The organism is Mesorhizobium humile (genome assembly GCF_033977215.1).
GTDB classification, from domain to species: Bacteria; Pseudomonadota; Alphaproteobacteria; order Rhizobiales; family Rhizobiaceae; genus Mesorhizobium; species Mesorhizobium humile.
In genome coordinates this window covers 388,993-413,980 of record NZ_JAVIIV010000002.1, presented here as the reverse complement: position 1 = coordinate 413,980, position 24,988 = coordinate 388,993, and the positions used below count along the sequence as shown (strand labels likewise).

The following is a 24,988-nucleotide window of genomic DNA, read 5'->3' as shown; positions in this document are numbered from 1 at the left end:
TGTGAAAGGGTGAATGGCCAAAAGGAAAAAAGCCGGCGGCTCTATTCACCATTCACCATTCACCACCTAAGCTGCCTGTTTCGCCCTGCCCTTGGCACCCTTCGACATCGCTTGCGATGCCGCGAGGATGGCCTTGACGATGTTGTGGTAGCCCGTGCAGCGGCAGATATTGCCTTCGAGCTCGGTGCGCACCGTCGCCTCGTCGAGCCCCTCGGGATGGCGCGCGATCATGTCGGTCGCCGTCATGATCATGCCCGGCGTGCAGAAACCGCATTGCAGCCCGTGATGCTCCTTGAACGCGGCCTGCACCGGATGCAGCTCGGCGCCGTCGGCGAGCCCCTCGATGGTGACGATGGTCGAGCCCGAGGCCTGCACGGCCAGCATCGAACAGGACTTCACCGCCCGGCCGTCGACATGCACGACGCAGGCGCCGCATTGCGATGTATCGCAACCGACATGCGTGCCGGTGAGTCCGAGATGTTCTCTGAGGAAATGCACCAGAAGCGTTCGGTCCTCGGCGTTCCCGCTGACCCGCCTCCCATTCACAGTCAACGACACGTCCGACATGCAACCTCCCTGGGTATCAACCTTGGTCATTGCCGAATGCCGCGCTTGTGCTTCGGCAGTGCGTTATTCGCGCACCGTACAACGGGCAAAACAGCCCTGCCAGCGGCGGTTCCATTGTACTTTCGATCATGGCAAAAGCTATGTGCAGCGCAGCAACCGGCCCCATTGCCAAATCGGGGATTGAAGGCAAAGATGCCTGCGACGCGCAGGCGTGCCTGACACGCATAAGAAAAGACACGCATAAAAATCAGCGTTGGAGGAATTGCGGAGAAGGCAGCTGGCCAGTTCTAGCACACGCTATGCATCGGGCCTTTCGGCGCTCACCACGGATGAGCCCGACCCGAATGCCTTTGCCCGGGCGGTCGCGGTCGAAGCGGCGGCCGTCGACGCCGGCTTCGCGCTTCTGTTCTTCTCCCAAAGCCTGGTCGACGCGGCGGCGCTTGCGCAAGCGCTGAAGGTCCATGCGCCATCGCTCGCCTATGCCGGCTGCTCGACCGCCGGCGAAATCACGCCGCAGGGACTGGAGGAAGGGCATATCCTTGCCCTGCTCTTGCCGTCGGCGTCGTTTTCGATCGTCTCCACCATGGTCGAGAACCTCTCCTCATCCGGCATGGACGGGATCACCGGTGAGGTCGTGGCGCTGCGGCGGCTGCTGAGCGGGCGCGCCGGCCAGGAGCGGGCGAAGAGCGTCTTCGCCCTCTGCTTCATCGACGGGCTTTCTTATGCCGAGGAAGCGGTGACCTCGGCCATCCACTGGGGGTTGGATGACATCCCGCTGATCGGCGGCTCGGCGGGCGACGACCTGAAATTCGAGACGACCAGCCTGATCTCGAACGGCAAGGTCACTTCCGACAGCGCCATCATCGTGCTGGTCGCGACCGAGATCCCTTTCCACGTCTTCAAGACCGACAATTTCATTCCGACCGACGAGAAGCTGGTGGTGACGGCGTCGGACCCAGATCATCGTGTCGTGCGCGAATTCAACGCCACCAACGCCGCGGAAGAATACGCGGCCTCCGTCGGCATCCTGCCGCAGACGCTGACACCGCTGAGCTTTGCCTCGCACCCCGTCGTGGTGAAGGTCGGCGGCGAATATTACTGCCGCTCTATCCAGCGCATGCATCCCGACGGCTCGCTGTCCTTCTTCTGCGCCATCGACGACGGCGTGGTGCTGTCCATCGCCCAGCCCAAGAACATGGTGGAAGCGACGCGTAGCGCTCTCCAGGATGTCGAGCATCGGCTCGGCGGCATCGACATGATCCTCGGCTTCGACTGCGTGCTGCGTCGGCTCGACGCCCACAACCGACAGGTCTTCCGCGATATTTCCGAGCTCTATCGGACCAACAAGGTCATCGGCTTCGGCACCTATGGCGAGCAGTATCGCTCGATGCACCTCAACCAGACCTTTACCGGCATCGCCTTCGGCGAGCGCCAGGCGGCCGAGTGAGCCGGATGCCGCTGCGCGACATCAACGACCTCGAACGGCTGAAGAAGATCAACGCGGCGCTGGTCAGCCGCGTCGAGCGGTCGATGGACCAGCAGGGCAACGCCTTCTCGCTGTTTCAGACCGCCATTTCGCTGGAAAACCGGGTGCGCAACCGCACCGAGGAATTGCACTCCACGCTGCGCCGGCTAGAGCAGTCCAACATCGACCTCAGCGCGGCGAAGGAAAACGCCGAGCTGGCGAACCTCTCCAAGACCCGGTTCCTCGCCGCCGCCAGCCACGACGTGCTGCAGCCGCTCAACGCCGCGCATCTGTCGGTCTCGGCGCTGGCCGAGGTGCAGACCAGCGATGAAGGCAGAAAGCTGGTACGCCAGGTCGAGCGCTCGCTGGAGACGATGGAAGACCTTTTGCGCACGCTGCTCGACATATCCAAGCTCGACGCCGGCGTGGTGCAGCCCGAAATCGGCGACGTCAGCCTGGAGGCGCTGTTTTCCTCGCTGCGCTCCGACTTCTTGCCCGAGGCGGAAAAGAAAGGCCTGTCGCTGAAATTCCGGCCGGTCAACGTCGTCGTGCGCTCCGACCGCACGCTTTTGCGCCGCATCCTGCAGAACATCCTCTCCAACGCGCTGCGCTATACCCGCTCCGGCGGCGTTCTGGTCGGCACCAGGCATCGCGGCGACACCATCCGCATCGACGTCGCCGACACCGGCTGCGGCATTCCCGAGGACCAGCGCGAGGCGGTGTTCGAGGAGTTCCACCGAGGCACCGCGACGCTTACCGATACAGGGCTCGCCGGCGGGCTGGGTCTCGGCCTCGCCATCGTGCGCCGCATGGCGGCCGCGCTCGGCCACCCGGTCACCTTCTCCTCGAAGGTCGGGCGCGGCACCATCTTCCATATCGACGTGCCGGTCGGCATGGCCCCGGCCGAGCCGGCGATGGCCGCCGCCGACATGGAGCGACCGCGCGGCTACGGCCTGTTCGGCACCAAGGTGCTGCTGGTCGAAAACGACATGGACGTGCTCTCCGCCATGACGTCGCTGCTCGAGCGCTGGCAATGCCTGGTGCGCGCCGCCACCTCGACCGACGATGCGCTCGACCTGCTCGGCGACACCGCCTGGGTGCCCGACATCATCATCGCCGACCAGCATCTGGACGGCGGCGACCTCGGCACCGCGACGATCGCCGAGGTGCGCGACTATCTCGGCCGCCCGGTGCCGGCGCTGATCGTCACCGCCGACGGCTCGGAGCCCGTCGCCAAGGCCGCCCGCGCCGCCGGCATAGAGCTGATGCGCAAGCCGCTGAAGCCGGCGCAATTACGCGCGCTGCTGGCACATCTGCTGGCTTAAGAGCGTTTCATCGTTTCACAGGAACGATGAAACGCTTTTTGTTCCTTACGCAGTTCCGAGCGGAAGCCGTTACACACTTTTCCTGGATATCTGCCTCCTTCTTTCGCTAAGTAAGTAAGAGCGCCATCTTTGTTTTGAGGTGATGCGTTGGATAAATCCGATAGAGCCTTCCAGCGCATCGAAACTTGGCCGTTTTTCGGTTGCTTGATCTCCGCTCACTTCGATTATCAAATAATTCTGTGGATAAGTGCCTCGTGACAATCCTGTGTCGTATTCGATACGCGCGAATTAAGTACCGTCAAGCAACTTGCTCGGGGGGGGGGGATTCATGAATAGGTTTTTTGTTGGCGCGGCAGTGCTTGCTGCGGGCGTTGTCGGTGCGGATATTTCTGCTGTTTCTTATATTAGCGGAAGTGCGGGGACAGCATCGCTGGCGCAAGAGGCGCAAGGCTCAGCCAATACCGGCTTTGGCAATGGCGGAGCGGCGCTAGGGTTGGTATCCCCCGATCAGCCCCAGACGAGCGGGTCCAGGTCGGGCGGCAGCCAGGCGACCGGGAGCCCGGACGCAGCCGCCAAGGTGGGGGCCCAGCCGGCGGATGCAACTGAGGCCGGCAGCGGCACGGAAGGCAAGGCAACCAACTCGGGTACGGCCAACCTAAATACGACGGACGCTGAAGCTACGTCGGAAGGGGCAACCACCACCGCCGCCGCAACCACGCCTGATAGTGCCGATATCGGAATGATTGGTGCGCCCAAAGTGGACATTCCAAAGGCTACTGGCAACGGCAGTCTGGGCTACTCCATCGCCATCGACGTTCCGGTCTTTCACGATATCGAGCCGCGGATGGCGCTCAACTACAACTCGTCCCGCAAGACCAAGCTCGGCGGCCTTTACCAGGGCTGGCTGGGTTATGCCTGGGGCCTCGACGGTTTCGACGTCATCGAGCGGGCGACGCCCGGCTATGGCATGCCGGCCTATGATACCAATGACATCTATCTGATCGACGGCCAGGCCATGGTCGCCTGCGTTGCCGGCATGGTCTCGCCGTCGTGCTCGACCGGTGGCACGCATGCGACGGAGAACGAAAGCTATCGCCGCATTGCGCTGAGCGGCACTACCAATGAATGGACGGTGACCGACACGGACGGTACCGTCTCGACCTTCCGCTCTGTCGGTGCGGTCGCCAATCTCAATCCGGCGGCCGGCACGCCGGCCTATGATCTGGCCTTCAGCTATCGCTGGCTGTTGACTTCCGTCACCGACACCAACGGCAACACGGTCACGTACAGCTACACCTGTCCGGCAAGCCCGGTCTGCCATCCGGCAAGCGTCACCTATGACGGCGCCAGCATCCAGTTCTACTACGAGACGCGTCCCGACCTGATCCGGATGGGCAATGGCCGTGACATCTCCGAGACCACGCAACGCATCAAGACGATCGGCATCTCGGTCTCCGGCGCCATGCGAGGCGCCTACAAGCTCACCTACGACCAGGCGCCGTTCTCCACCGCCTCGCGGCTGACGCAGGTCACCCGTTACGGCACTGATGCCGCCATCGCCGCCGATGGCGCCATCACCGGCGGCACCTCGAAATCGCTCGGCCAGATAACCTATCAGGATACAGACGGGGCGTACGGAACGAACAACACAAAGATATATGGACTTCTGCCGCCATTCAATTTTGGCATCAGCGAGAATGATTTTCCAAGCAAGGTCGGAGACCTAGACTTCGACGGTCGTGACGAGGTCTTCGGCAATTTCAGAACGTCAGGTTTTTGCTGTCGATACAAAGCGATCATTAAATTCGGAACTAGCGGCCTACCCGTAGAAACGAAGACTCTGAGCGCGGCTCCTGGTTCTGTCACCGACGATCCGGGCCGGTTCTTGCCCACCAAGCGGACTATGGACTTCCGGGAACGTACCGTTCCAGCAGAGGGGCAGTCTGGATCGCCGACCAACTGGTTCCTGCTTAGCGACGGTCAGTTGAATCTTACGAAAGCAAATTGCAAGCCGACCGCTCCAGCAGGTTATGACGCTAACTGTGTGGATGGGCGTCTATTCATTGCTGATATCGATGGCGATGGGGTAGATACTGCCAATTTGCTTGATCAGAATACTATTTCCTCACCCCGGTACAGAGGAGAATCGGATTTTTTCGGAAATGGCAGGCGTATGCCGTGGTTTGAAGATGGAAATAACATTCGTAAAGGCGTATTGGACGGTGGGCTTTGGAAGGCAGACAATCAGTCAATACCGATTGATTGCTATAGGTTTGGGGTTGATGTGCCGTTTTGCTTGAGTGGCGATATCAACGGTGACGGAGCCGACGATATTCTTCGTTACGATTTTGCGAATAATAAGGCGAAGGTTTATTTATCGACAGGGATCGGCTTTAAGAGTTATGCTGAGGTTACTGGGATTGAAGGTGGCTTTGGCATATTGCGAGATTTTGACAACGACGGTAAGGTCGACATCCTTACCATGACTGACTACCCAAAGTTCACAGGATTTGATACGCGCTACTTTAAAGTATATTCCATAAGGTCGTCGTTGTCTGGCGCCTTTTCTTCCGAAAGCTTCCCACTTCCTGCAGCGATAAAGGCAGGAATAGTTGTGGGCGATTTCAACGGGGACGGTCTTCCTGACTTCACCGACTACAACAACATGTTCATCTCGAATGCGGGGACGGGCAATCCGAACCTAGTGAAGCAGATCGCGACGGAGCTCGGCGGCACGGTGGCAGTGGAATACACGCCATCCTCGACCTGGGCGAACAATTATTTGCCGCAGGTGGTGCATGCGGTGACGAAGCTGTCGGTGAGTGACGGCCGCGGCCAGACGGCGGTGAGCACCTATCAGTATGCCGGCGGCAAATACGATCCCGTGGCGAGGAAGTTCTTAGGCTTTGCCTCGATCGTTGAGACCAAGCCGCTCGCCAACGGCGAGGTGGCGGCGCCGACGGTGACCACCACCTATCGCCAGGATCTGGCGAGCTATGGCCTGCCGTCGCTGACTGTGTGGAAAGATGGCGCCGGCGCGGTGCGCAAGCAGGTGGCCGAGACCTATGCGGTCAACACGGCGACAAAGCCCTACACCGTGCAGAACATGACGACCGACACGACGGTTGCCGAGAACATCATGCTTTCGACCAGGGTCGAGCGGACGTTCGATGCCTACAACAACGTCACAGATATCAAGGACTATGGCCGCACCGATGCTAGCGGTGATGAGAGCTGGACTGCCAGACGCTTCGTGCCGAACACTGGCGCCTACATCGTGTCGCTGCCTCGCGCCGAGAGCGTACGGGCGGGCATGGACGAGGCGTTGCCAATTCTTCGCTACCTGCTGAGCTACTACGACGGCAGCACGGCGACCAGCGATGCGCCTGTGAAAGGCAACCTGACGTGGCAGGTCGACTACGCCGATCTCGCCACACAAAGAGCGGCCCAGCAGATCATCACCTACGATGCGTACGGCAACAAAATCTCAGTCGCCAATGGCCTCGGCCACAAGACCGAATGGGACTATGACGCGACCTACCACGTCTATCCGGTGACGGAGCGGGCGCCAAAATATTTTGCCACCAGCGGGCAGACTGCCGACACAAGGTTCGTCTCGACCGCTACCTTCAATGCGGTGTGCGGCCTTCCTGCGACCAAGATCGACCCCAACGGCATCGTCAAGACCTTCACCTACGACCCGTTCTGCCGGCCCTATCAGGTCTCGCAGAACGTGCTTGGCGCCTATGTCAAGACGCGCTTCGAGAACGAAGGCAATCCGGCAACCCAGGCGCTGGTCAAATACACACCGCTGCCGAACGGCGCCGGCGAGGACTTCACCCGCTCTTACTATGACGGGCTCGGCCGGGTCTACCGCGTCGAGACGCCCGGAGAGACGGCGGCCGGCGCCAGGCGCATTGCCGACACCGACTATGATCAGCGCTCCAATGTGCTTCGCACCGCCTTCCCAAGGTTCGTCGGCGATACGGCGCAGTGGACCACCAATTCCTACGACTGGTCGGACCGACTGGTGAAGACCGTCAACCCGGACACCAGCCAGCGAACGTACACTCAGTGGCTCGACGCTGGCACCGGTGGCGTGAACCCACGCTACCAGGCTGTGCTTGCCTCCAACGAGCTTGGCCGCCGAACGGACACCTACACTTGGGTGCATGGCGAGCCGGTGATCATCATTCGCGATTCGACTGGCCTCGCCCTGTGGGAGAACCGGACCTACGACACCTTCGGACGACTGATCAGGCTGTCCGATCCCGGCGGCTCGACCTGGACCTACACCTATGACATGCAAGGCAACCGGCTGTCGGCTTCTGATCCCGATCTCGGCACCTGGACCTATGTCTACGATGCCGCCAACCGGCTCATCAGCCAGACCGATGCCAGGGGCACCGTCACCACTCTGAGCTACGACCAGATGGACCGGCTGACGCTGAAGACGGCAACGCCTTCAGGCGGCAGCCCGGTGACGCTGACCCAGAACACCTATGACCAGGCATCGGCCGGCAATTACAACGTCGGCCAGTTGACCCGTTCGGAGAATGCCGCTGCCGTCCAGCTCTATAATTACGACGGCCTCGGCAAGGTCGCGCGCCAGGACGCTACCATCGCCGGGATCACGCATGTCACATTCAACGTCCACGACGGGTCCGGCCAGAATGTGTATGTGCAGTATTTTCCCGTGCAACTCGACTTCGGCTCGAACGCCAACCGGCTGCAATACACGGCCGGCAACAGGCTCGCCTCCGCCCCCGGCTTCATCGCCTCGACGCTCTATGAGGCCGATGGGCAGACCAAGGAGATCAACTACGCCAACGGCGTGAAGACCGCCTTCACCTATTCGCCCACCCGCCGCTGGGTGACGCGCGTCACCACCTCGCGGGGCGTGACGGTGCTGCTCGACAACCAGTATGCTCGCGACAATCTCGGCCGCATCACCGGCACGACAGGGCTCACCGCCTCCGACAGTTGGACCTATGGCTATGACAATGCCGACCGGCTGACCTCGTCCGACAATCTCGGCGACAACACGCTCGACGAAACCTTTGTCTACGCCGCCAACGACAACATCGTCTCGCGCAGCCGTGTCGCCGGCACCTACACATACCCCGCAGCGACATCGCCCCGGCCGCATGCGCCAACCATCGTCGGCATCAAGACACTAGCCTATGATGCCAACGGCAACCTGACCTCCGACGGCAGCCGCACACTCACCTGGGACGAGGCCAATAGGCTGAAGACCGTTACGCTTGCCTCCAACACCGTCAACCTCACCTACGGTCCTGACGGCGCGCGGGTGAAGAAGGCTTCGACCTTCGCCACCACGCTCTATCCCGATGCTTCCGTCGAGATCGATCCGGCAATCCCAGGCTCGGAGGTCTACACCCGCTATCCGCACCCCGATGTGAAGGTGATCGGCGGAGCAAAATACTTTCTGCACCGCGATCACCTGGCTTCCGTGCGCATGGTCACCGACAGCTCGGGCTCAATCACTGAGGCCACCAACTACGCCACCTATGGCGAGCGCCTCAACTCAGGCTTCCAGACCCAGAAATCCTATATCGGCGAGCGCTTCGATCCCGAGACAGGCCTCCTCTACCTCAACGCAAGATACATGGATCCGGTGCTCGGAAGATTCATCTCGCCCGACGACTGGGATCCCACCAAGCAAGGCGTCGGCACCAACCGGTACGCCTATGCCCAGAACGATCCCGTGAACAAGAGCGATCCAAACGGGCATGCTGGGCTAGGAGGGTGGGAACCCCACGACGCCTGGGATGGCGATCGAGACGACGACGGAATACCGGATTCCTTTGATAGGTATCCGGGTATCGATGACCGCGCCATGCAGCAAGTAAATCCCATTGCATCTGAATTCGAGTTCGGCAACGGCCGCATCGGAGGAATGAGTAAGTGGACCGCGGCCAAGATTGCGGAGCAACTCGCCAATACAAAGCGTGTTGCGAAGCAGCAAATGATGGTAACAAACCGGATGAATGGCCGGTTCGCTGAAAAGATGGCACTCAACGCGTTTAAGGAGCGAACCGGCAAAGAGCCAACGACACAAGTTTCGTTCCGTGACCCTGTAAGCGGAGCTTGGGCAAAGATAGATGCCGTTGTATTTGATGGCAAAACGCGTAGCTTGCGCATCGATGAAGCCAAGGCGAACATGGGTGACCTAAACACGGCGCAGAAAAAGGTAATGACAGCTATTGCAAGTGGAACCGCTATTCCATTCGGCAAGAAGGCCCAAGACGCAGGCTTAATTCCTGGCCATGCCGTAGGAAAACAAGCTGACAGCATCACCACGACCAAGACAACCGTAGATACGGGATCTGGTAAGATTGACACCACGCCCTATCCCTGAATCGCGGAAAATTCGGGAAAGACGATCAAATATGTTGGACTCAAAAACTATCCGACAGAAAGTCACGGAAGCACTACGAGCGCACTTTGGAGCGAAATGGTTCAAGCCAGACAGTACGAGGCTGGTTATCGCAGGTACAGAAAACCGGACGGATTTCATTGTCGAAATTGACATCTATACCGAACGGCGGTACGGAGACTATGATTGTTCTGCAGTGGTCGTCATAAAGTGGAAAAAATTTTTGAACACATTCAAAGAATTCATTATTTGGTACAATAAAGTTTATCAAGCGTCTGCCCAGCCCTTAAAAAGCTTTCTAAGGGCGTCATTTAACGGAATTGAAGGAGATTTCTCGGCTAAAAGCCGAGATGCGTTTTTGGTTGAAAATGAAGAGCACGTAAATATATTTATAAAACAATGTATCGACGATCTTGACGGAAAAGTCGGCGAGTGGATTAAGAACTGGTTCACTTGGACATCTGCACTAGCCACCATGGACGACAATGAAAATCTGTGCGGGTCGTGGCGAGACACTGCATACTTCTGTCTGCTAGAACGAATTCAAGGACGTGAAGCTGCCTGCTCATGGGCTCAAGCTCTAGATTCGGAAAGTTGGCCAGAACTTCAAGCTGCTCAAATCCGGTACCTACGGTCAGAAGTTTGCAGAGGTACCTGATTGGAACCTTCGATAGCGTTCGAAATCTTTTTGCCCGTCAAAACCCCGCCTGATCCCGAAACAGCTCCGCATTGTCGAGCTTCGACACCTCGATCACCGCTTGCGTGCGACTGTAGACGTTGAGCTTGCGCAGGATCTCCGAGACATGCGCCTTCACGGTGGTCTCACCCACCTGCAGCTCATAGGCGATCTGCTTGTTCAGCATGCCCTGGCGCAGCATCTGCAGGACCCTGAGCTGCTGCGGTGTCAGCCTCGCCAGCCGCTGCACCATGTCGGCGCGGTCGGTGCTGTCGGGATCGGGCGGCTGGCCCTCGTAATTTTCCGGCACATAGACGGCGCCGTCCATCACCGAGCGGATGGCGGCGGCGAGATCGCTCTTGCGGGCGGATTTCGGGATGAAGCCGGCCGCGCCGTAGGACAGCGCCTCGGAGATGATCTTCGGCTCCTCATAGCCCGACACGATCACCACCGGCAGCCGCGGATAGCGGGTCCTCAGCTGCAACAGCCCCTCGAAGCCATGCACGTCGGGCATGCTCAAATCGAGCAGCGCGAGGTCGAACGGCTTTGCGTCGGCAAGAAGCTCGATCGCTTCCGAGATCGAACGTGCCTCGACCGTGTCGACGTCCGGATAGGCCATCTGCACGGCGCTGTGCAGCGCCTCGCGAAACAGCGGGTGGTCGTCGATGATCAGGAAGCGGGCGCGATCGCTGACGGAGGTCATTGCACAGGTTCAGTCATCGGTTCGGTTTCGGCCGCCACAGGATAGTCCCCTGACCATGGTCAGATTATTGGCAAATAGTACACGCCGCCCAATGGCACAGCGCATTGTCACTGAAACGACAGGCCGATGTGCCGGGACGTCGAGTCTTGCCCGCCCGCCAAAATCGGCGGAAGGTGCTAACGATTCATGCCAACACAGAGAAAAACCATGCCAGAATTCGTCCTTCCGCCGCCGGCGATTGCCTCGGTTGCCGTCGCAGGCTCGGCGGAGAGGTTCGCCGTGCGCCGCATCTTCTGCGTTGGCCGCAATTACGCGGCGCATGCGCGCGAGCTCGGCAATGACGAGCGCGACCCGCCCTTCTTCTTCACCAAGCCCGCCGACGCGGTGGTCGACAGCGGCGCCGAGATCTCCTACCCGCCGCTGACTTCGAACCTGCATCACGAGATCGAGCTGGTCGTCGCTATCGGCAAGGCCGGCTTCCGTATTCCGCGCGGAGACGCGCTGACCCATGTCTGGGGTTACGGCGTCGGTGTCGACCTGACCCGCCGCGACCTGCAGGACCAGGCGAAGAAGGCAGCGCGCCCCTGGGACTGGTCGAAGGCGTTCGACCAATCTGCGCCTTGCGGGCCGCTGGTGCCTGCCGCGAAAACCGGGCATCCGGAGAAAGGCCGCATCTGGCTTGCCGTCAACGACGCGGTGAAACAGGACGGCGACCTCGCCGAGCTGATCTGGCCGATCGCCGATATCGTCTCGATCTGCAGCGAGGCGGTCGAGCTTCAGCCCGGCGACCTGATCTTCACCGGCACGCCGTCCGGCGTCGGCGCGGTCCAGGCCGGCGATCAAATCACCGGCGGCGTCGACGGCATCGGCGAGATCGCGGTGACCATCGGGCAGCCGAAACGATGAGCGACCTCGTCCTTCACAATTACTATCGATCCTCCACCTCCTACCGGGTGCGGATCGCGCTGGCGATGAAGGGGCTGGACTATACCTATGTGCCGCATCATCTGCGCCATGGCGAGCATCTCGAGCCCGCCTATCTCGCCGTCAACCCGCAAGGCCTGGTGCCGGCGCTGGTGCTGGATGCCGGCAGGCTGCTGACCCAATCGCTGGCGATCATCGAATATCTCGACGAGATTAAGCCCGAGCCGCCGCTGCTGCCGAAAGATGCGCTGGGCCGGGCGCGTGTCCGCATGCTGGCGCAGATGATCGCCTGCGATATCCACCCCGTGAACAATCTGCGCGTGCTGACCTCGCTGCGCACTTTGTTCGGCGCCGGCGACGAGGATGTCGTCAACTGGTTCCGGCATTGGGTGAACGAAGGTTTTCAGCCGCTTGAAAAGATTCTCGCCTCCTCGCCCGAGACCGGCGCGTTCTGCCATGGCGACACGCCGGGCATGGCCGACATCTGCCTCGCCGCCCAGGTCACCAACAACGCCCGCTTCGGTGTCGACATGGCGCCCTATCCGGTGATCACGCGCATCAACACCGCCTGCATGGCGCTGCCGGCGTTCCAGAAGGCAGCACCGCAGAACCAGATCGATGCCGAGTAGAGAAGCCAGGGACGCGGACGAGCAAAAGGCGCTCGCCGACATCGAAGAGTACGGCTGCCACATCCTCTACGTGCTGGAGGAGGACGAGCACCCACCCTTCGCCTACTCGGTCGGGATCGAGCACAATTTTGGCGTCCCTGAACTGGTCGTCATCGGGCTCAAGCCGGAGCTTTCGCAGACCATCATCAACGAATATTGCCGACGCGTGCGCAGCGGCGAGAGATTCGGCGTCGGTGAGCGAGCGTCGGGTTTCTTGGGAGGTGGCTTCGACTGCCAGTTCGGCGCGGTCCACCCCGATCACTACCCTGAACATTTCGGTTGGGACATATGGTTTTACGATGGGCCTGATTTCCGGATCGTGCAGCTTATCTTTCCGACAACGTCAGGCGTTTGGCCGTGGGATGCCGAAGCCGATGAATGGTTTCGCAAACGACAGCCACTGCTTGACAGCCCGCCATAATTAGCGCAACGCCCGCCAGGCCGAACAGGCCGATCTCGGTATGCGACAGCGAAAAGGGCGGCGCGGCCAGCGGCAGCACCAGCGGCGCCCACAGCACGTTGAAGCTGGCGAAGATCAGCATGGCGGGCACCGGACGGGCAGGCCGATCCGGCGCCTTGAGGTGCATGCGGAGGATGAACGCCTGCTTGCGCCCGGCGAAACGCGGCTTACCGATTTCCGCCAGCAAGCGTGGCAGAATCGATTTCCGGTCAACCGGCGGTGGAATCGGCTATCGTCACTTCAAAATACGCAATTGTGGGAGTTGCCGATGAAAGCCGTCGTCTTCGAGAAATTCGGTCAGGCACCGACGATTCAGACCGTTCCCGACCCGAAGCCGGCCGCCGACGGCGTGGTCATCAAGGTCGAGGCTACAGGTCTTTGCCGCAGCGACTGGCATGGTTGGATGGGCCATGACGACGGCATCACGCTGCCCCATGTTCCCGGACATGAACTGGCCGGCGTCGTCGTCGCCGCCGGCAAGCAGGTCAGCCGCTGGAAGGCCGGCGACCGCGTCACCGTTCCCTTCGCCGTCGGCTGCGGCCGCTGCTTCGAATGCAATTCGGGCAACCATCAGGTCTGCGAGCACCAGACGCAGCCGGGCTTCACCGGCTGGGGCTCGTTCGCCGAATATGTCGGCATCGAGCATGCCGACACCAATCTCGTGCGCCTGCCCGACGCGATGGAATACGCCACCGCCGCCAGCCTCGGCTGCCGCTTCGTCACCTCCTTCCGCGCCGTCGTCGACCAGGGCCGGGTGACGCCCGGCGAATGGGTGGCGGTCCACGGCTGCGGCGGCGTCGGCCTCTCGGCGATCATGATTGCCAGCGCCATGGGCGCCAATGTGATTGCCATCGACATCGCCGACGACAAGCTGGAATTCGCCAAAAAGATCGGCGCGGTGGCGACGATCAACGCCTCGACGACGCCGAACGTGGTCAAGGCGGTGAAGCAGATCACCAATGGCGGCGCGCATATGTCGATGGACGCTCTCGGACACCCGACCACCTCCTTCAACTCGATCGCCAACCTGCGCCGGCGCGGCCGCCACGTTCAGGTCGGGCTGATGCTGGGCGAGCACGCTCGCCCGCAAGTGCCGATGGACAAGGTGATCGCCTTCGAGCTCGAAATCCTCGGCAGCCACGGCATGCAGGCCTACCGCTACTCCGCAATGATGGAGATGATCCGCACCGGCAAGCTGAAACCGGAACTGCTGGTCGGCAAGAAGATCAGCCTCGAGGAGGCCCCAGCCGCCCTGATGGCGATGGGTGGTTTCGAGGGCATCGGCATCGGGGTCGTGACGAAGTTTCAGTAGGCACCATCGAAAAACACCTTTACAACCAATGCGCGATAATTCAATCTTAGATTGAATACATCCGTTGTCGGGGGCAGCGATGCCTTCTTTTGCTTTGGCCGGTGTTGGGAGCGCGCGCGGAAGATAGTGCCGTTGCTAGCGGCCCTCAGACGCCCAGCCAAAGCGCCTCTATGGCGGCAAAAGAATCCACTCTGCGATTCGAGGATTTTCCCGCCAAGGTTTTCCAAAAGAAGCCCGCGAGGAACATCCAGATTCATCCTAATGATTCCTGGGCGCGCTGTAACACCGGATATTCGCGAAGCCATGAAGCGAGGCGCTGATTTCGCCGGGCACTTCGCAGTCGTTCTGGTCAATTGCGGCAACGCCTGCATTGCCGCGCGCATGATTGATTTGCGCACAGGTCAACTCTTTTGGATTCCGGGGGGCTATCAGCTTGATTTGGAGTATTATGTGCGCAGTCGCTTGATGAGGGTTGCATGGGCAGACCCTTCCGAAAATCCCGTATGCGTGCGTCAAGATTTTGAGTGGACGGGGCGCAAATTCGTCAAGCGCTACGAGGATCGCGAGAAAGCAGTAGATACCTCCGAGTGCCCTGGTTTAGCGTACATAGGCAAGCCGCCTCAGTAAGCATCGGCAAGGGCAGTACCCCTACCGCGCGAACTTCTTCGCCCCGAACACGCAGGCCACCACGCCGAGCGTGACGACCACCATCATCGGGCTTACCCGCTCGTGCAGCAGGCTCGCCGCCAGCGCCAGACCGAAGAAGGGTTGCAGCAACTGCAGCTGCCCGACAGCGGCGATGCCGCCTTGCGCCAGGCCGCGATACCAGAAGATGAAGCCGATCAGCATGCTGAACAGCGAGACATAGGCAAGGCCGATCCACGCGCCCGAGCCGATGCCGGCGAAGGATGGCGGCAGCGTCAGAAAGCTCAGCACCAGCATGACCGGCAGCGACAGCGCCAGCGCCCAGCAGATCACCTGCCAGCCGCCGAGCCGGCGCGACAGCGCCGCACCCTCCGCGTAGCCCAGCCCGCAGACGATGATGGCGCCCAGCATCAGGCTGTCGCCGACCGGTGATGCGGAGACACCTTGCGACAGGGCAAAACCCGCGACCAGCGCGCTGCCGATGCAGGAGAACAGCCAGAACGCCGGACGGGGACGGTCGCCGCCGCGCAGCACGCCGAAGATCGCGGTCGCCAGCGGCAGCAGGCCGACGAAGATGATGGAATGGGCGGTGGTGACGTGCTTGAGCGCCAGCGCGGTCAGCAAGGGAAAGCCGACGACCACGCCCAACGCCACGACTGTCAGCGATATGAGATCGCCGCGCCCGGGACGCTTCTGCCGGAACAAAAGCAGCATCGCGATACCGAGCAGACCGGCGATCGCGGCGCGGGCGGCGGTCAAGAATGTCGGATCGAAATCCGCCACCGCCACATGCGTTGCCGGCAGCGAGCCGCTGAAGATCAGCACGCCGATGAATCCGTTCAGCCAGCCGCTCGCAGTCTTGTCCATTCGAGGCTCCGTCGTTTCGCCCTCTATCGGCCGATGTCTATGGTCTCGCCAGAGACAATGGAGTACAATTCTACCGAACTGTAATGGCGTTTCAGGCAGTACGGATGGTGGATACCCCTTTGGAAATCGACGGCTCGCGCACGCTCGTCGAAAGCGTGATGGCGACGATCCGCCATCGCATTGCGGCCCGCACGCTGACGCCCGGCGCCCGCCTGCCGTCGATCCGGGCGCTCGCCAAGTCCTTGCAGGTGTCGAAATCAACGGTGGTCGAAGCCTATGAGCGACTTGCCGCGGAAGGCGCGATCCGTTCGCGGCCCGGCTCCGGCTTCTACGCCGCCGGCCAGCTCGCGCCGCTGTCGCTTGCCGAGATCGGTCCGAAGCTCGACCGGGCGGTCGATCCGCTGTGGGTGTCGCGGCAATCGCTCGAAGCGGGCGAGGAGATGTTGAAGCCCGGCTGCGGCTGGCTGCCCGCTTCCTGGATGCCGCAGGCCGCCTTGCGCCGTGCGCTGAGAACCGTCGCCCGCGCCGACGATGTAGCGCTTGCCGATTACGGCACGCCGCTTGGCCTGCCGCCGCTTCGCCAGTTGCTGGCGCGGCGCATGGCCGAGCACGGCGTCGAGGTCTCGCCCGACCAGATCATGCTGACCGATTGCGGCACCCAGGCCATCGACCTTTTGTGCCGCCTCCTGCTCGAGCCCGGCGACGCGGTGCTGGTCGACGATCCCTGCTATTTCAACTTCCATGCGTTGCTGCGCGCCCACCAGGCCAAGGTGGTCGGCGTTACTGTCACGCCTTCGGGTCCGGATATCGACCTCTTCGCCGAGGCGCTCGCCGAGCACCGGCCGCGCCTCTACATCACCAATTCCGGCATCCACAATCCGACCGGCGCGATCCTGTCGCCGGTCACCGCGCATCGGCTGCTGAAGCTCGCCGACCAGGCGGACCTCACCATCGTCGAGGACGATATCTTCGCCGACTTCGAGCACAGCCCTGCCCCAAGGCTCGCGGCCTTCGACGGCCTGCAGCGCGTCGTCCAGATCGGCTCCTTCTCCAAGACGCTGTCGGCCTCGGTACGCTGCGGCTTTATTGCCGCGCCACCGGACTGGATGGAGGGCCTGACCGATCTCAAGATCGCCACGACGTTCGGCGGCACGCGGCTGTCCTCCGAACTTGTGCTGAGCCTTTTGAAGGACGGCAGCTACCGCAAGCATGTCGAGCAGTTGCGCACGCGCCTGTCGCGCGCCATGGCCGAGACCGCCGGCAGGCTGAAGGCGATGGGCATCACGCCCTGGATCGATCAGCCCGCCGGTATGTTTCTCTGGTGCCGCCTGCCCAACGGCATCGACGCCGCCGATGTCGCCCGCCATGCGCTTTCGGACAATGTCGTGCTGGCGCCCGGCAACGCCTTCAGCCTGTCGCATACTGCCGGCCGCTTCATGCGCTTCAACGCCGCGCAGTGTGGGGACGAGCGTGTTTTCGGGGTGCTCGAGAAGGCGATGGCCAGGTCTCTTCGCAAAGTTGCTTAGCCTCGCCTAACGGCTTCCCGCTTTGGGTCGATCGAGATTCGGGCCGACCCTAGAGCAATTCCAGGAAAAGTGCGTAGCGGTTTTCCGTCCGGAATTGCGCAAAAACAAATGCTTAGAGCGGTTCGGCGATTCCGTGAAACGCTGAACCGCTCTAGGCCCGCTTGCGGCGTTCGTACATCATCACCAGCGTCTCGGCGGTCAGCGCCGGCTTCTGCTCGCCTTCGATCTCGACGGTGTTGGCCGCCTTCATCAGATACTGGCCGGGGCCGCGATCCTCCATGGAAAGCAGCGTGGTGCGCAGCCTGATGCGCGCGCCGACCCTCACCGGCGCCAGGAAGCGCACCTTGTCGAAGCCGTAGTTGAAGGCGGCCTGCGTGTTTTCCGGCACGATGCCCATCTCCAGCGCCAGCGCGCCGATGATCGACAAGGTCAGGTAGCCATGCGCGATCGTGGTGCGGAACGGGCTCTGCCGTTTCGCCCTTTCGGGATCGACATGGATCCACTGATGGTCGCCCGTGCATTCGGCGAACTGGTCGATGCGCTGCTGGTCGATCGTCGTCCAGTCGGACACGCCGAGCTCCTGCCCGGACATCGTGCGCAACTGTTCGAAGGTCGGCGGCGTCCTCGGCCGTGCTTCCGTCATTCCGGCTTTCCCATTACTCTTGCCTGTCTCCCGACCATGAAGCGGCGGCCTCTGTCAATTCGCCGCGCCGCGATTTTCGCCGGTAGAGTTGATGCTTTACGGCAAGCCGAAAACGTTCGGGCGCTTGGGCCGGTTGCATCGAATGTCAACCGATGATCGGTCCGAAGCGCCGGACAGCCTATTTCTTTTCGTAGCCGGCGCGGATCTCCGCCATCGCATCCCTGATCCGGTCGCGCAGGATCTCGACCGATTCGGTGCTGGATTTGCGCACGAGGTCAGCCACTTCGCTGGCATTCTTCAGCGTGGTCTCGAACGACCTGCGGGCAAACTCGGCCTGCCTGGTCATCAGCTCCTGCGGATTGCCGGGCGTCTGGTAGTTCTGCGCCATCCGCGTGATCTCATGCATGGCATTCTGCACCATCTCATGCTGCCTCGCCAGCACCGAGGATGCCCCTGCCGCACCCGCCCTCGCCGACTTTTCCAGGGCTTCGAGGTTCTTGCGGTGGTGGTCGAGGATCGACTGGACATCGACATTCGGCAGCTTGAGGTCGCGGCCGAACCTGCTGAACATGTCGAGGAACGAGTCGGATTCCGGTTGTTTTGCCATGCCCTGCCTCCCGATTTGCCGCCTTTGCGGCGTGCCAGAAGGAGAATAGTCCCAGTTGGGCCGGCGTCAATTGACCAGGAAAAGTCGCTCCGCCGTGTAAAGCGCGAGACCGGCCAGCCCGCCGATGATCATGCCGTTGAAGCGGATGTATTGCAGGTCCTTGCCGATGTTCGTCTCGATCAGCCGCGTCAGCTGCGCCAGGTCCCAGCGCTTGACCTGGTCGGCGATGAATTTCGACACGCCGCTCTTCTGGCTTTCCACGAACGAAGACAGCGCCACGACAAAGCCCTGGTTCATGTCGGCCCTGATTTGCGCGTCGTCGGCCAACTGCCTGCCGACCTCGACAAACATGTTGGCGAGGTGCTCGCGGATCGTCGAATTCGGCGCATTGACGTCCTGCTCGATGAACAGGCGCAGGCTCGCCCAGGTATCGCCGGCCAGCGCCCTCACCTCCGGACGGCCGAGAAAATCGCGCTTCAGCTTCTCGGCGCGCCTCGCATACTGCTTCGAGGTCCTGAGCCGCTCGATGAAGCCGAGCGCGAAGCGGTCGAATTCGGCGCGCATCGGATGATCGGGATCTGCCCTGACCTCATCGAGCAACGAACCCGCCGAAGCGACGATCTTCTTCAACAGATAGGCATCGGCACGAAACAGGTTGAACAGCGACGGCAATTCCTCGCGGATCTTTTCGCGCATCGTCGCCAGCGCCTGCTCGTCGTTCAGGAAACGCCCGACGACCCGGGTGAACTCGTCGAACAGCTTCTGGTGGCGGCGATCGTCGGTCAGCGCCGACAAGAGATCCGCCGCGAGCGGCGCCAGCGGCACCTTTTCGATCTGCTCCAGCACGCGGCTGGTGACGAAGTCGCGCAGGCCGGATTGCTCCACCGCCGTCAATGCCTGCGGCACCAGCCGCGCGACGAATCGCGACAGGCCGGCGGCGCGCTCGGCATCGCCCAGCCAGTCGGCGACCAGAGCGGCGAAGTCGACCTCGGCGAGCTTTTCATGCACCGGCTCCGGCGCCAGGAAATTGGCCTCGATGAAGCGACCGAGATTGTCGGCGATGCGGTGCTGGTTCTCCGGAATGATGGCCGTGTGCGGAATCGGCAGCCCCAGCGGCCGCCTGAACAGCGCCACCACGGCATACCAGTCGGCGATGCCGCCGATGGTCGCCGCCTCGGCGAAGGCGGCGATGAAGCCGAGCCACGGATAGGTAGCCTGGAAGGACTTGGCGAGCGCGAAGACAACGATGCAGATCGCGAGCGCTGCGGCGGCGATGAACTTGGTCCGTCGCAAGGCCGTGAGCTTCGCCTTGGCGTCGGCGTCGAATCGAACCGGCGCGAGGGCCGGAGCTGATTGTGACATGGAAAGGCCGTTTCCTGTTTGCACCCGCATCTATCTAGTGGCTGCGCCGCTAAAACGCTCGTTCGAAGCGCCGGAGCCATACCGGGCCGCTATCCGCGCCGGCACGCACAAAAAGTTGACACGACTATTCAGCTATGTACCGGTCCAGTCTGGAATTGTTCCAAACTATGGGCCATATTCGGCCCAAGCTAATATTTCGCGAGGATACCATGCGGCTCACGCGCCAGACCAATTATGCGATGCGCATCCTGATGTATTGCGCCGCAAATACCGACAGGCTGAGCCGCATCCCCGAGATCGCCGCCGCCTATTCGGTGTCCGAACTCTTCCTGTTCAAGATCCTGCAGCCGCTGGTCGAGGCAGGCCTGGTCGAAACCGTGCGCGGCCGCAATGGCGGTGTGCGGCTCGGCCGTCCGGCCGAGCAGATCAATCTGTTCGATGTCGTGCGCGTCACCGAAGAGAGCTTTGCCATGGCCGAGTGCTTCGAGAACGACGCCGCCGAATGCCCGCTCGTCGACAGCTGCGCCCTGAATTCGGCGCTGCGCGAGGCGCTCAACGCCTTCTTCGCCGTGCTTTCCCGCTATACGATCGCCGACCTAATCGCCGCGCGCCCGAACGTGCGCCACCTGCTCGGCATCGACCTGTTGGAGCAGCGCGCCCCGGCGGCGTGAGCTAAGCGGCCGACTGCGGCAGCACGAACGGCACGTTCCCCGCGGGCAATGCGCCGACCTTCAAGCCGCATTCGAACACCTTCTCGATCAGCTCGTCATTGAGCACGTCCATTGGCGCACCGGCGGCGGCCAGCCGACCGCTATGCAGAACGAAAATCCGGTCGGCATACATGGCTGTCAGATTGAGGTCGTGCAGGATCGCCACCACGCCGCCGCCGCGCCGGGCGAAATCGCGCGCGATGTTCATGATGATGAGCTGGTGCTTGACGTCGAGGCTGGAGACGGGCTCGTCGAGGAACAGATAGCGCGGCTGCCCTTCGAGCACCGGCGCCCACACCTGGCAGAGCACGCGGGCAAGCTGCACGCGCTGCTGCTCGCCGCCGGAAAGCTCCTGGTAGAAGCGGCCGGCAAAACCGTCGAGATCCACTCGCGCCAGTGCCCGCTCAGGCAAACGCGCATCCTCGCCTGGCAGCACCCCGGAGCGCCCGCCGATCAAACCCAGGCGCACGATCTCGCGCACGGTGAAGGGAAAGGATAGAGCCGTCGATTGCGGCAGCACGGCGCGCAGCGTGGCTGCCTTGACCGGCTTCATCGCCGACAGATCGCGGCGGTTGATCGTGACGGTGCCGGTGTAGGCGAGCTCGCCGGTCAGCGCCTTGAGCAGGGTCGTCTTGCCGGACCCGTTCGGCCCGACGATAGCCGAGACCTCGCCGGGCCGCGCCGCGAGGTCGACATGCGAGACAATGCGCTTGCCGCCGATCGCCACCGAGATGTCGCGCGCTTCGATCATGGCAAGCTCACAGATCAATGACGCCGCGCTTGCGCAGCAGGATCCACAGGAAGAACGGCGCGCCGGCGACCGCCGTGACGATGCCGATCGGCAGTTCGGCGGGCGCGACGATGGTGCGGGCAACCGCGTCGGCGAGCAGAAGCAGCGAGGCGCCGAGCAGGGCCGAGGCCGGCAGCAAATAGCGGTTGTCCGGTCCGATCGCCAGCCGCAGCACATGCGGCACGACGATGCCGATGAAGCCGATGCCGCCGCTGACCGCGACCGAAGCCCCGACCGCCGCCGACACCGCGACGATGGCAGTGTATTTCAGCCGCTGCACGGGAATGCCGAGATGACTCGCGGTTGCTTCGCCCAGCGCCAGCGCGTTGAGGCCGCGCGACAGGAACGGCATCGCCGACAGCGCCAGCACGATCACCGGCCCGACGGTGCCGATCTTCGGCCAGGTCGCACCGGCAAGCGAGCCGAGCTGCCAGAAGGTCAGGTCGCGCAGCTGCCGGTCGTCGGCCATGAAGATGAGGATGCCCGTGAGCGCCATGGCAAGGGCGCTGATGGCGATGCCGGCAAGCAGCATCGTGGCGACCGATGTCCTGCCTTGGCGCGTGGCGATGGCATAGAGCAGCAACGTCACCGCGAGCCCGCCGAAGAATGCCGCGAGCGGCAGCGCGAGCGTGCCGAGTAGAAGCGTGATGGGCGCAAGCCATGTGCTGCCGACTACGATGATCGCCACCGCGCCAAGGCTGGAGCCGGCGGAAACGCCGATCAGGCCGGGATCGGCAAGCGGATTGCGGAACAGCCCTTGCATCACCGCGCCGCAGACGGCGAGTGCGGCGCCGATCAGCATGCCGAGCAGCAGGCGCGGCATGCGGATGTCGTAGACGATCAACTGGTCGCGCGCGGCAAGCCCCGCATCGGCGGGCACGGCGCCGGTAAACCAGTCGCGGATGACGCGGACGGCCGACGCATCGGAAGCGCCCGACGTCAGCGACAGGAACACGCAGAGCGCGAGCGCCAGGCACAAGAGCGCGATGACGAACCTTGCGCGCGCCGAGCGGTCGCCATCGGCTGCCATCGCCCGGCCCGGCGCGCCTGCTATCGACTGCTCGGCCATGGCCACTCAGTCCGTGACCTGGTTGCCATAGAGCTCGACCGCAAGATCGTGGATGGCTTCGGCGGTGCGTGGGCCGAAGCCGAGCAGATAGCCGCCCGACATGCTGATCGTCTTGCGATCCGCGCCTGCCGGTGTCAAAGCGACGGCAGGGTTGGCAAACAATTCCTCTTCCGAGATCGGCGGGCCGCCGCCCTTCATGGTCAGGATGACGTCCGGCCTGGCGCTGACGATCGCCTCGTCGGTCATCCCTTTGTAGCCGGAAAAACCCTCGACGGCGTTGACCGCGCCGGTAAGCTTGATGATGCCGTCGGCAGCGGTGTCGCTGCCCGCGGCAAGGATCTTGCCACCCTGCGTCGACAGCACGAACAGCACGCGCTTGCGCTCCTTGATCGCAGCCGTCTGCTTTTCCGCCGCTGTCAGCTTCGCGTCCGTCTCCGCAGCCAGCTTCTCCGCCTTGGCCTCGACGCCCAGCGCTTTTCCGACGATGCGGATCTTTTCGAGGATGCCCCGATGATTGTAGTGGTCCGGCACCTCGATGAAAGGCACGCTCGACTTCTTCAGCACGTCGACCGCCTCTTTCGGGCCGCTGCCGTGCAGCGCCAGGATTCCGGTCGGATTGACCGACAGGACGCCCTCCGGCGACAGCGCGCGCATGTAGCCGACATCCGGCAGCTTCGCCGCCGCCTCGGGATAGGTGCTGGTCGAATCGCGGGCCACGAGACGGCCTTCCTCGCCGAGCGCATAGACGATCTCGGTGATCGAGCCGCCTATCGAGGCGATCCGCGAGGTGTCGGCAAAGACAGTCGTGCCTTCTTCCGCCTCGGCTGGCTGCATGGCGACAGCAAGCAGGACGCCAAACATCGGCGCAAGCGCCGCGCGGAAACTGAGAACAAAGCGCATTGGGTGCTACCTCATGCAGCGGTCGGATTGGGAATGCGGGGCAGGTTCTCGGCCAGGAAGCGCCAGTCTTCCCGCTCGCCTTCGCCTTCATGGCGCTTGCCGAAGAACTGGATGATCATGCCGCCATTGGCGTCATAGGCCTCGAGCGAGGTGACATGGCCGTCCTTGGTCGGCTTGCGCACCGCCCAGACTTCGTGGATGTGATCGGTCCTCAGATGCAGGTGGAAGGTCTCGTCCAGCACGTTGATCCATGGGCCCATCGGCTTGACCGATTTGATCGGCCCGGAATGGATCTGGATGCAGCCGCGGTTGCCGACGAAGCACATGATCGGCATCTCGCCTGCCGCCGCGTGGTGGAACAGGGCGCTCACCGCGTGATTGTCGAGCCGCCAGGCATAGTCCTGGCCCACCATGCGCACCGCCTCGCGGCGGCTGAGCTTCAGCGTCTTCAGCATGCCGAAGAACTGATGCACGTCGGTGAGCCCGCTCCAGCGGTCACGCAGATCGTCGATCGAGGCGACCGACCCCTGTGCCTCGCCCTCTCCTTCCGCCGCGCTTGGGAGGATCGCGACGGTCGGTTCCTGGTTCGGCGATTCGAGGCCCGCCACCAGTTTCTGATAGGCATAGAGATTGGATGCGGGCTTTAGATGCACCTTGTGCATCGCCTCGCCCGCCGCATCGAAGAACTGCAGGCTGCGGCGGATTTCGCCGCCGTCGCGCTTTTCGACCGCAAAGCCATGCGCCCAGACTTTCGGGAAGATGCGCAGGTCGATGTTCTCGCCAAGCACCATGGCGTTGTGGTTGCCGGTGACGACCTTGTCGTAGACGCCGATCTTTTCATGCACGGCGCTTTCGTTGCGGGTCAGCGCCATCACCTCGCCGACCGCCTCGAGGCCTGTCAGCAGATCGTTGACGCGCGGCTCGACGCGGACAGTGCCGACGCCGCAATGCGCCGCGACCAGCTCCGCTTCCGAAATGCCCAATTGCGCCGAGAGATCGCGCTCCCGCATTTTCGGATTGTCTTGCCTTGCCCGCCGGATTTCTTCCGGTGACGGCTTCACGCGCTGGTCCATGTCTTCCACTCGCAATGTCGTCCACCTGTATTGCCTGATGTCTGCTCGTCTACCGCCCGCCGGTTCCGATCACTTGTTGAGGATCAGCTTGCCCTGGCGGGTGATCTTGAGGCGGTAAAGCGCGCCGTGATGCTCGATGCCGATCTCGTGCTCGCCCTGGAACAGCGTGTTGCTGGAGAGCGTCCTCACCGCCAACGGCACCCTTTCGTAACGCATCTGCGTGTCCTCCGGGCGGCGGAAGCGATAGCGGAAATCGTTGGGGTTGTGCGTGTTCATCGGGTCGGTCCTTTCCTCTG

At 62.4% G+C, this 24,988-nt stretch carries 23 protein-coding genes; 11 read left to right on the top strand and 12 right to left on the bottom strand.

The genetic code is table 11. The features are described from left to right. Positions 1 to 66: 66 nt before the first annotated feature. On the bottom strand, positions 67 to 567 hold the full coding sequence (locus RFM52_RS04870) for a (2Fe-2S)-binding protein (protein WP_320295392.1): 501 nt from the start codon (positions 565 to 567) through the stop codon (positions 67 to 69). Positions 568 to 829: 262 nt separating this feature from the next. Here RFM52_RS04870 and RFM52_RS04865 point away from each other — a divergent pair, with 262 nt between their 5' ends. The 4 genes from RFM52_RS04865 to RFM52_RS04850 all read left to right on the top strand — a co-directional run bounded on the left by RFM52_RS04865 (position 830) and on the right by RFM52_RS04850 (position 10,415). Next, positions 830 to 2,014, top strand: coding sequence for an FIST signal transduction protein (locus tag RFM52_RS04865; RefSeq protein ID WP_320295391.1), 1,185 nt, complete (start codon positions 830 to 832; stop codon positions 2,012 to 2,014). Positions 2,015 to 2,019: 5 nt separating this feature from the next. Beyond that, on the top strand, positions 2,020 to 3,357 hold the full coding sequence (locus RFM52_RS04860; RefSeq protein WP_320295562.1) for an ATP-binding response regulator: 1,338 nt from the start codon (positions 2,020 to 2,022) through the stop codon (positions 3,355 to 3,357). Between the two features lie 328 nt (positions 3,358 to 3,685). Then, complete coding sequence (locus tag RFM52_RS04855) at positions 3,686 to 9,739, top strand: RHS repeat-associated core domain-containing protein (RefSeq protein ID WP_320295390.1); 6,054 nt, start codon at positions 3,686 to 3,688, stop codon at positions 9,737 to 9,739. A gap of 31 nt (positions 9,740 to 9,770) precedes the next feature. Next, the gene (locus RFM52_RS04850) at positions 9,771 to 10,415 is read left to right on the top strand and encodes a hypothetical protein (RefSeq protein WP_320295389.1); all 645 of its coding nucleotides are present in this window, start codon (positions 9,771 to 9,773) and stop codon (positions 10,413 to 10,415) included. 37 nt (positions 10,416 to 10,452) lie between these two features. Here RFM52_RS04850 and RFM52_RS04845 read toward each other — a convergent pair whose 3' ends face one another. Next, a complete protein-coding gene (locus tag RFM52_RS04845; protein ID WP_320295388.1) occupies positions 10,453 to 11,136 on the bottom strand; it encodes a response regulator transcription factor in 684 nt (227 codons plus the stop codon). Between the two features lie 207 nt (positions 11,137 to 11,343). Here RFM52_RS04845 and RFM52_RS04840 point away from each other — a divergent pair, with 207 nt between their 5' ends. From RFM52_RS04840 to RFM52_RS04820, 4 genes are all read left to right on the top strand, one after another. Then, positions 11,344 to 12,042, top strand: a complete 699-nt coding sequence (locus RFM52_RS04840; protein WP_320295387.1) for a fumarylacetoacetate hydrolase family protein — start codon at positions 11,344 to 11,346, stop codon at positions 12,040 to 12,042. Then, positions 12,039 to 12,689, top strand: coding sequence for a maleylacetoacetate isomerase (maiA, locus tag RFM52_RS04835; RefSeq protein ID WP_320295386.1), 651 nt, complete (start codon positions 12,039 to 12,041; stop codon positions 12,687 to 12,689). The genes RFM52_RS04840 and maiA overlap by 4 nt, the downstream gene beginning before the upstream one ends. Then, positions 12,679 to 13,149 (top strand): DUF4262 domain-containing protein, encoded by a 471-nt coding sequence (locus RFM52_RS04830; RefSeq protein WP_320295385.1) that lies wholly within the window; start codon positions 12,679 to 12,681, stop codon positions 13,147 to 13,149. Before maiA ends, RFM52_RS04830 begins: the two co-directional genes overlap by 11 nt. A gap of 307 nt (positions 13,150 to 13,456) precedes the next feature. Beyond that, the gene (locus RFM52_RS04820; RefSeq protein ID WP_320295384.1) at positions 13,457 to 14,500 is read left to right on the top strand and encodes a zinc-dependent alcohol dehydrogenase family protein; all 1,044 of its coding nucleotides are present in this window, start codon (positions 13,457 to 13,459) and stop codon (positions 14,498 to 14,500) included. Here RFM52_RS04820 and RFM52_RS04815 read toward each other — a convergent pair. After that, complete coding sequence (locus RFM52_RS04815; RefSeq protein WP_320295383.1) at positions 14,494 to 14,757, bottom strand: hypothetical protein; 264 nt, start codon at positions 14,755 to 14,757, stop codon at positions 14,494 to 14,496. The two genes, RFM52_RS04820 and RFM52_RS04815, sit on opposite strands and share 7 nt — an antisense overlap. Before the next feature lie 4 nt (positions 14,758 to 14,761). Between RFM52_RS04815 and RFM52_RS04810 the strand changes: the two genes are divergently transcribed. Next, positions 14,762 to 15,127 carry a hypothetical protein gene (locus tag RFM52_RS04810; protein WP_320327833.1) on the top strand — a complete coding sequence of 122 codons (366 nt, stop codon included), beginning with the start codon at positions 14,762 to 14,764 and terminating at the stop codon, positions 15,125 to 15,127. Positions 15,128 to 15,148: 21 nt separating this feature from the next. On the opposite strand, the gene RFM52_RS04805 is transcribed toward RFM52_RS04810, so the two are convergent. Further along, a complete protein-coding gene (locus RFM52_RS04805) occupies positions 15,149 to 16,012 on the bottom strand; it encodes a DMT family transporter (RefSeq protein ID WP_320295381.1) in 864 nt (287 codons plus the stop codon). A 104-nt stretch (positions 16,013 to 16,116) separates the two neighbouring features. On the opposite strand from RFM52_RS04805, the gene RFM52_RS04800 reads away from it, so the two are divergent. Beyond that, positions 16,117 to 17,538, top strand: a complete 1,422-nt coding sequence (locus RFM52_RS04800; protein WP_320295380.1) for an aminotransferase-like domain-containing protein — start codon at positions 16,117 to 16,119, stop codon at positions 17,536 to 17,538. Positions 17,539 to 17,689: 151 nt separating this feature from the next. Here the strand turns inward: RFM52_RS04800 and RFM52_RS04795 are convergent, their stop codons facing one another. The 3 genes from RFM52_RS04795 to RFM52_RS04785 form a co-directional block, all read right to left on the bottom strand. Then, on the bottom strand, positions 17,690 to 18,181 hold the full coding sequence (locus tag RFM52_RS04795; protein ID WP_320295379.1) for a MaoC family dehydratase: 492 nt from the start codon (positions 18,179 to 18,181) through the stop codon (positions 17,690 to 17,692). A 178-nt stretch (positions 18,182 to 18,359) separates the two neighbouring features. Then, positions 18,360 to 18,788, bottom strand: coding sequence for a phasin family protein (locus RFM52_RS04790; RefSeq protein ID WP_320295378.1), 429 nt, complete (start codon positions 18,786 to 18,788; stop codon positions 18,360 to 18,362). A gap of 66 nt (positions 18,789 to 18,854) precedes the next feature. Further along, on the bottom strand, positions 18,855 to 20,150 hold the full coding sequence (locus tag RFM52_RS04785; protein WP_320295377.1) for a DUF445 domain-containing protein: 1,296 nt from the start codon (positions 20,148 to 20,150) through the stop codon (positions 18,855 to 18,857). A 209-nt stretch (positions 20,151 to 20,359) separates the two neighbouring features. Here RFM52_RS04785 and rirA point away from each other — a divergent pair, with 209 nt between their 5' ends. Then, positions 20,360 to 20,821, top strand: a complete 462-nt coding sequence (gene rirA, locus RFM52_RS04780) for an iron-responsive transcriptional regulator RirA (RefSeq protein ID WP_320295376.1) — start codon at positions 20,360 to 20,362, stop codon at positions 20,819 to 20,821. Position 20,822: 1 nt separating this feature from the next. On the opposite strand, the gene RFM52_RS04775 is transcribed toward rirA, so the two are convergent. The 5 genes from RFM52_RS04775 to hemP all read right to left on the bottom strand — a co-directional run bounded on the left by RFM52_RS04775 (position 20,823) and on the right by hemP (position 24,968). Continuing rightward, complete coding sequence (locus RFM52_RS04775; protein ID WP_320295375.1) at positions 20,823 to 21,611, bottom strand: heme ABC transporter ATP-binding protein; 789 nt, start codon at positions 21,609 to 21,611, stop codon at positions 20,823 to 20,825. A 7-nt stretch (positions 21,612 to 21,618) separates the two neighbouring features. After that, positions 21,619 to 22,719, bottom strand: a complete 1,101-nt coding sequence (locus RFM52_RS04770; protein WP_320295374.1) for a FecCD family ABC transporter permease — start codon at positions 22,717 to 22,719, stop codon at positions 21,619 to 21,621. A gap of 6 nt (positions 22,720 to 22,725) precedes the next feature. After that, positions 22,726 to 23,619 (bottom strand): heme/hemin ABC transporter substrate-binding protein, encoded by an 894-nt coding sequence (locus RFM52_RS04765; RefSeq protein ID WP_320295373.1) that lies wholly within the window; start codon positions 23,617 to 23,619, stop codon positions 22,726 to 22,728. A gap of 11 nt (positions 23,620 to 23,630) precedes the next feature. Next, positions 23,631 to 24,692 (bottom strand): hemin-degrading factor, encoded by a 1,062-nt coding sequence (locus tag RFM52_RS04760; protein ID WP_320295372.1) that lies wholly within the window; start codon positions 24,690 to 24,692, stop codon positions 23,631 to 23,633. A gap of 69 nt (positions 24,693 to 24,761) precedes the next feature. Then, positions 24,762 to 24,968 carry a hemin uptake protein HemP gene (gene hemP / locus RFM52_RS04755; RefSeq protein WP_320295371.1) on the bottom strand — a complete coding sequence of 69 codons (207 nt, stop codon included), beginning with the start codon at positions 24,966 to 24,968 and terminating at the stop codon, positions 24,762 to 24,764. Between the last annotated feature and the right edge of the window lie 20 nt (positions 24,969 to 24,988).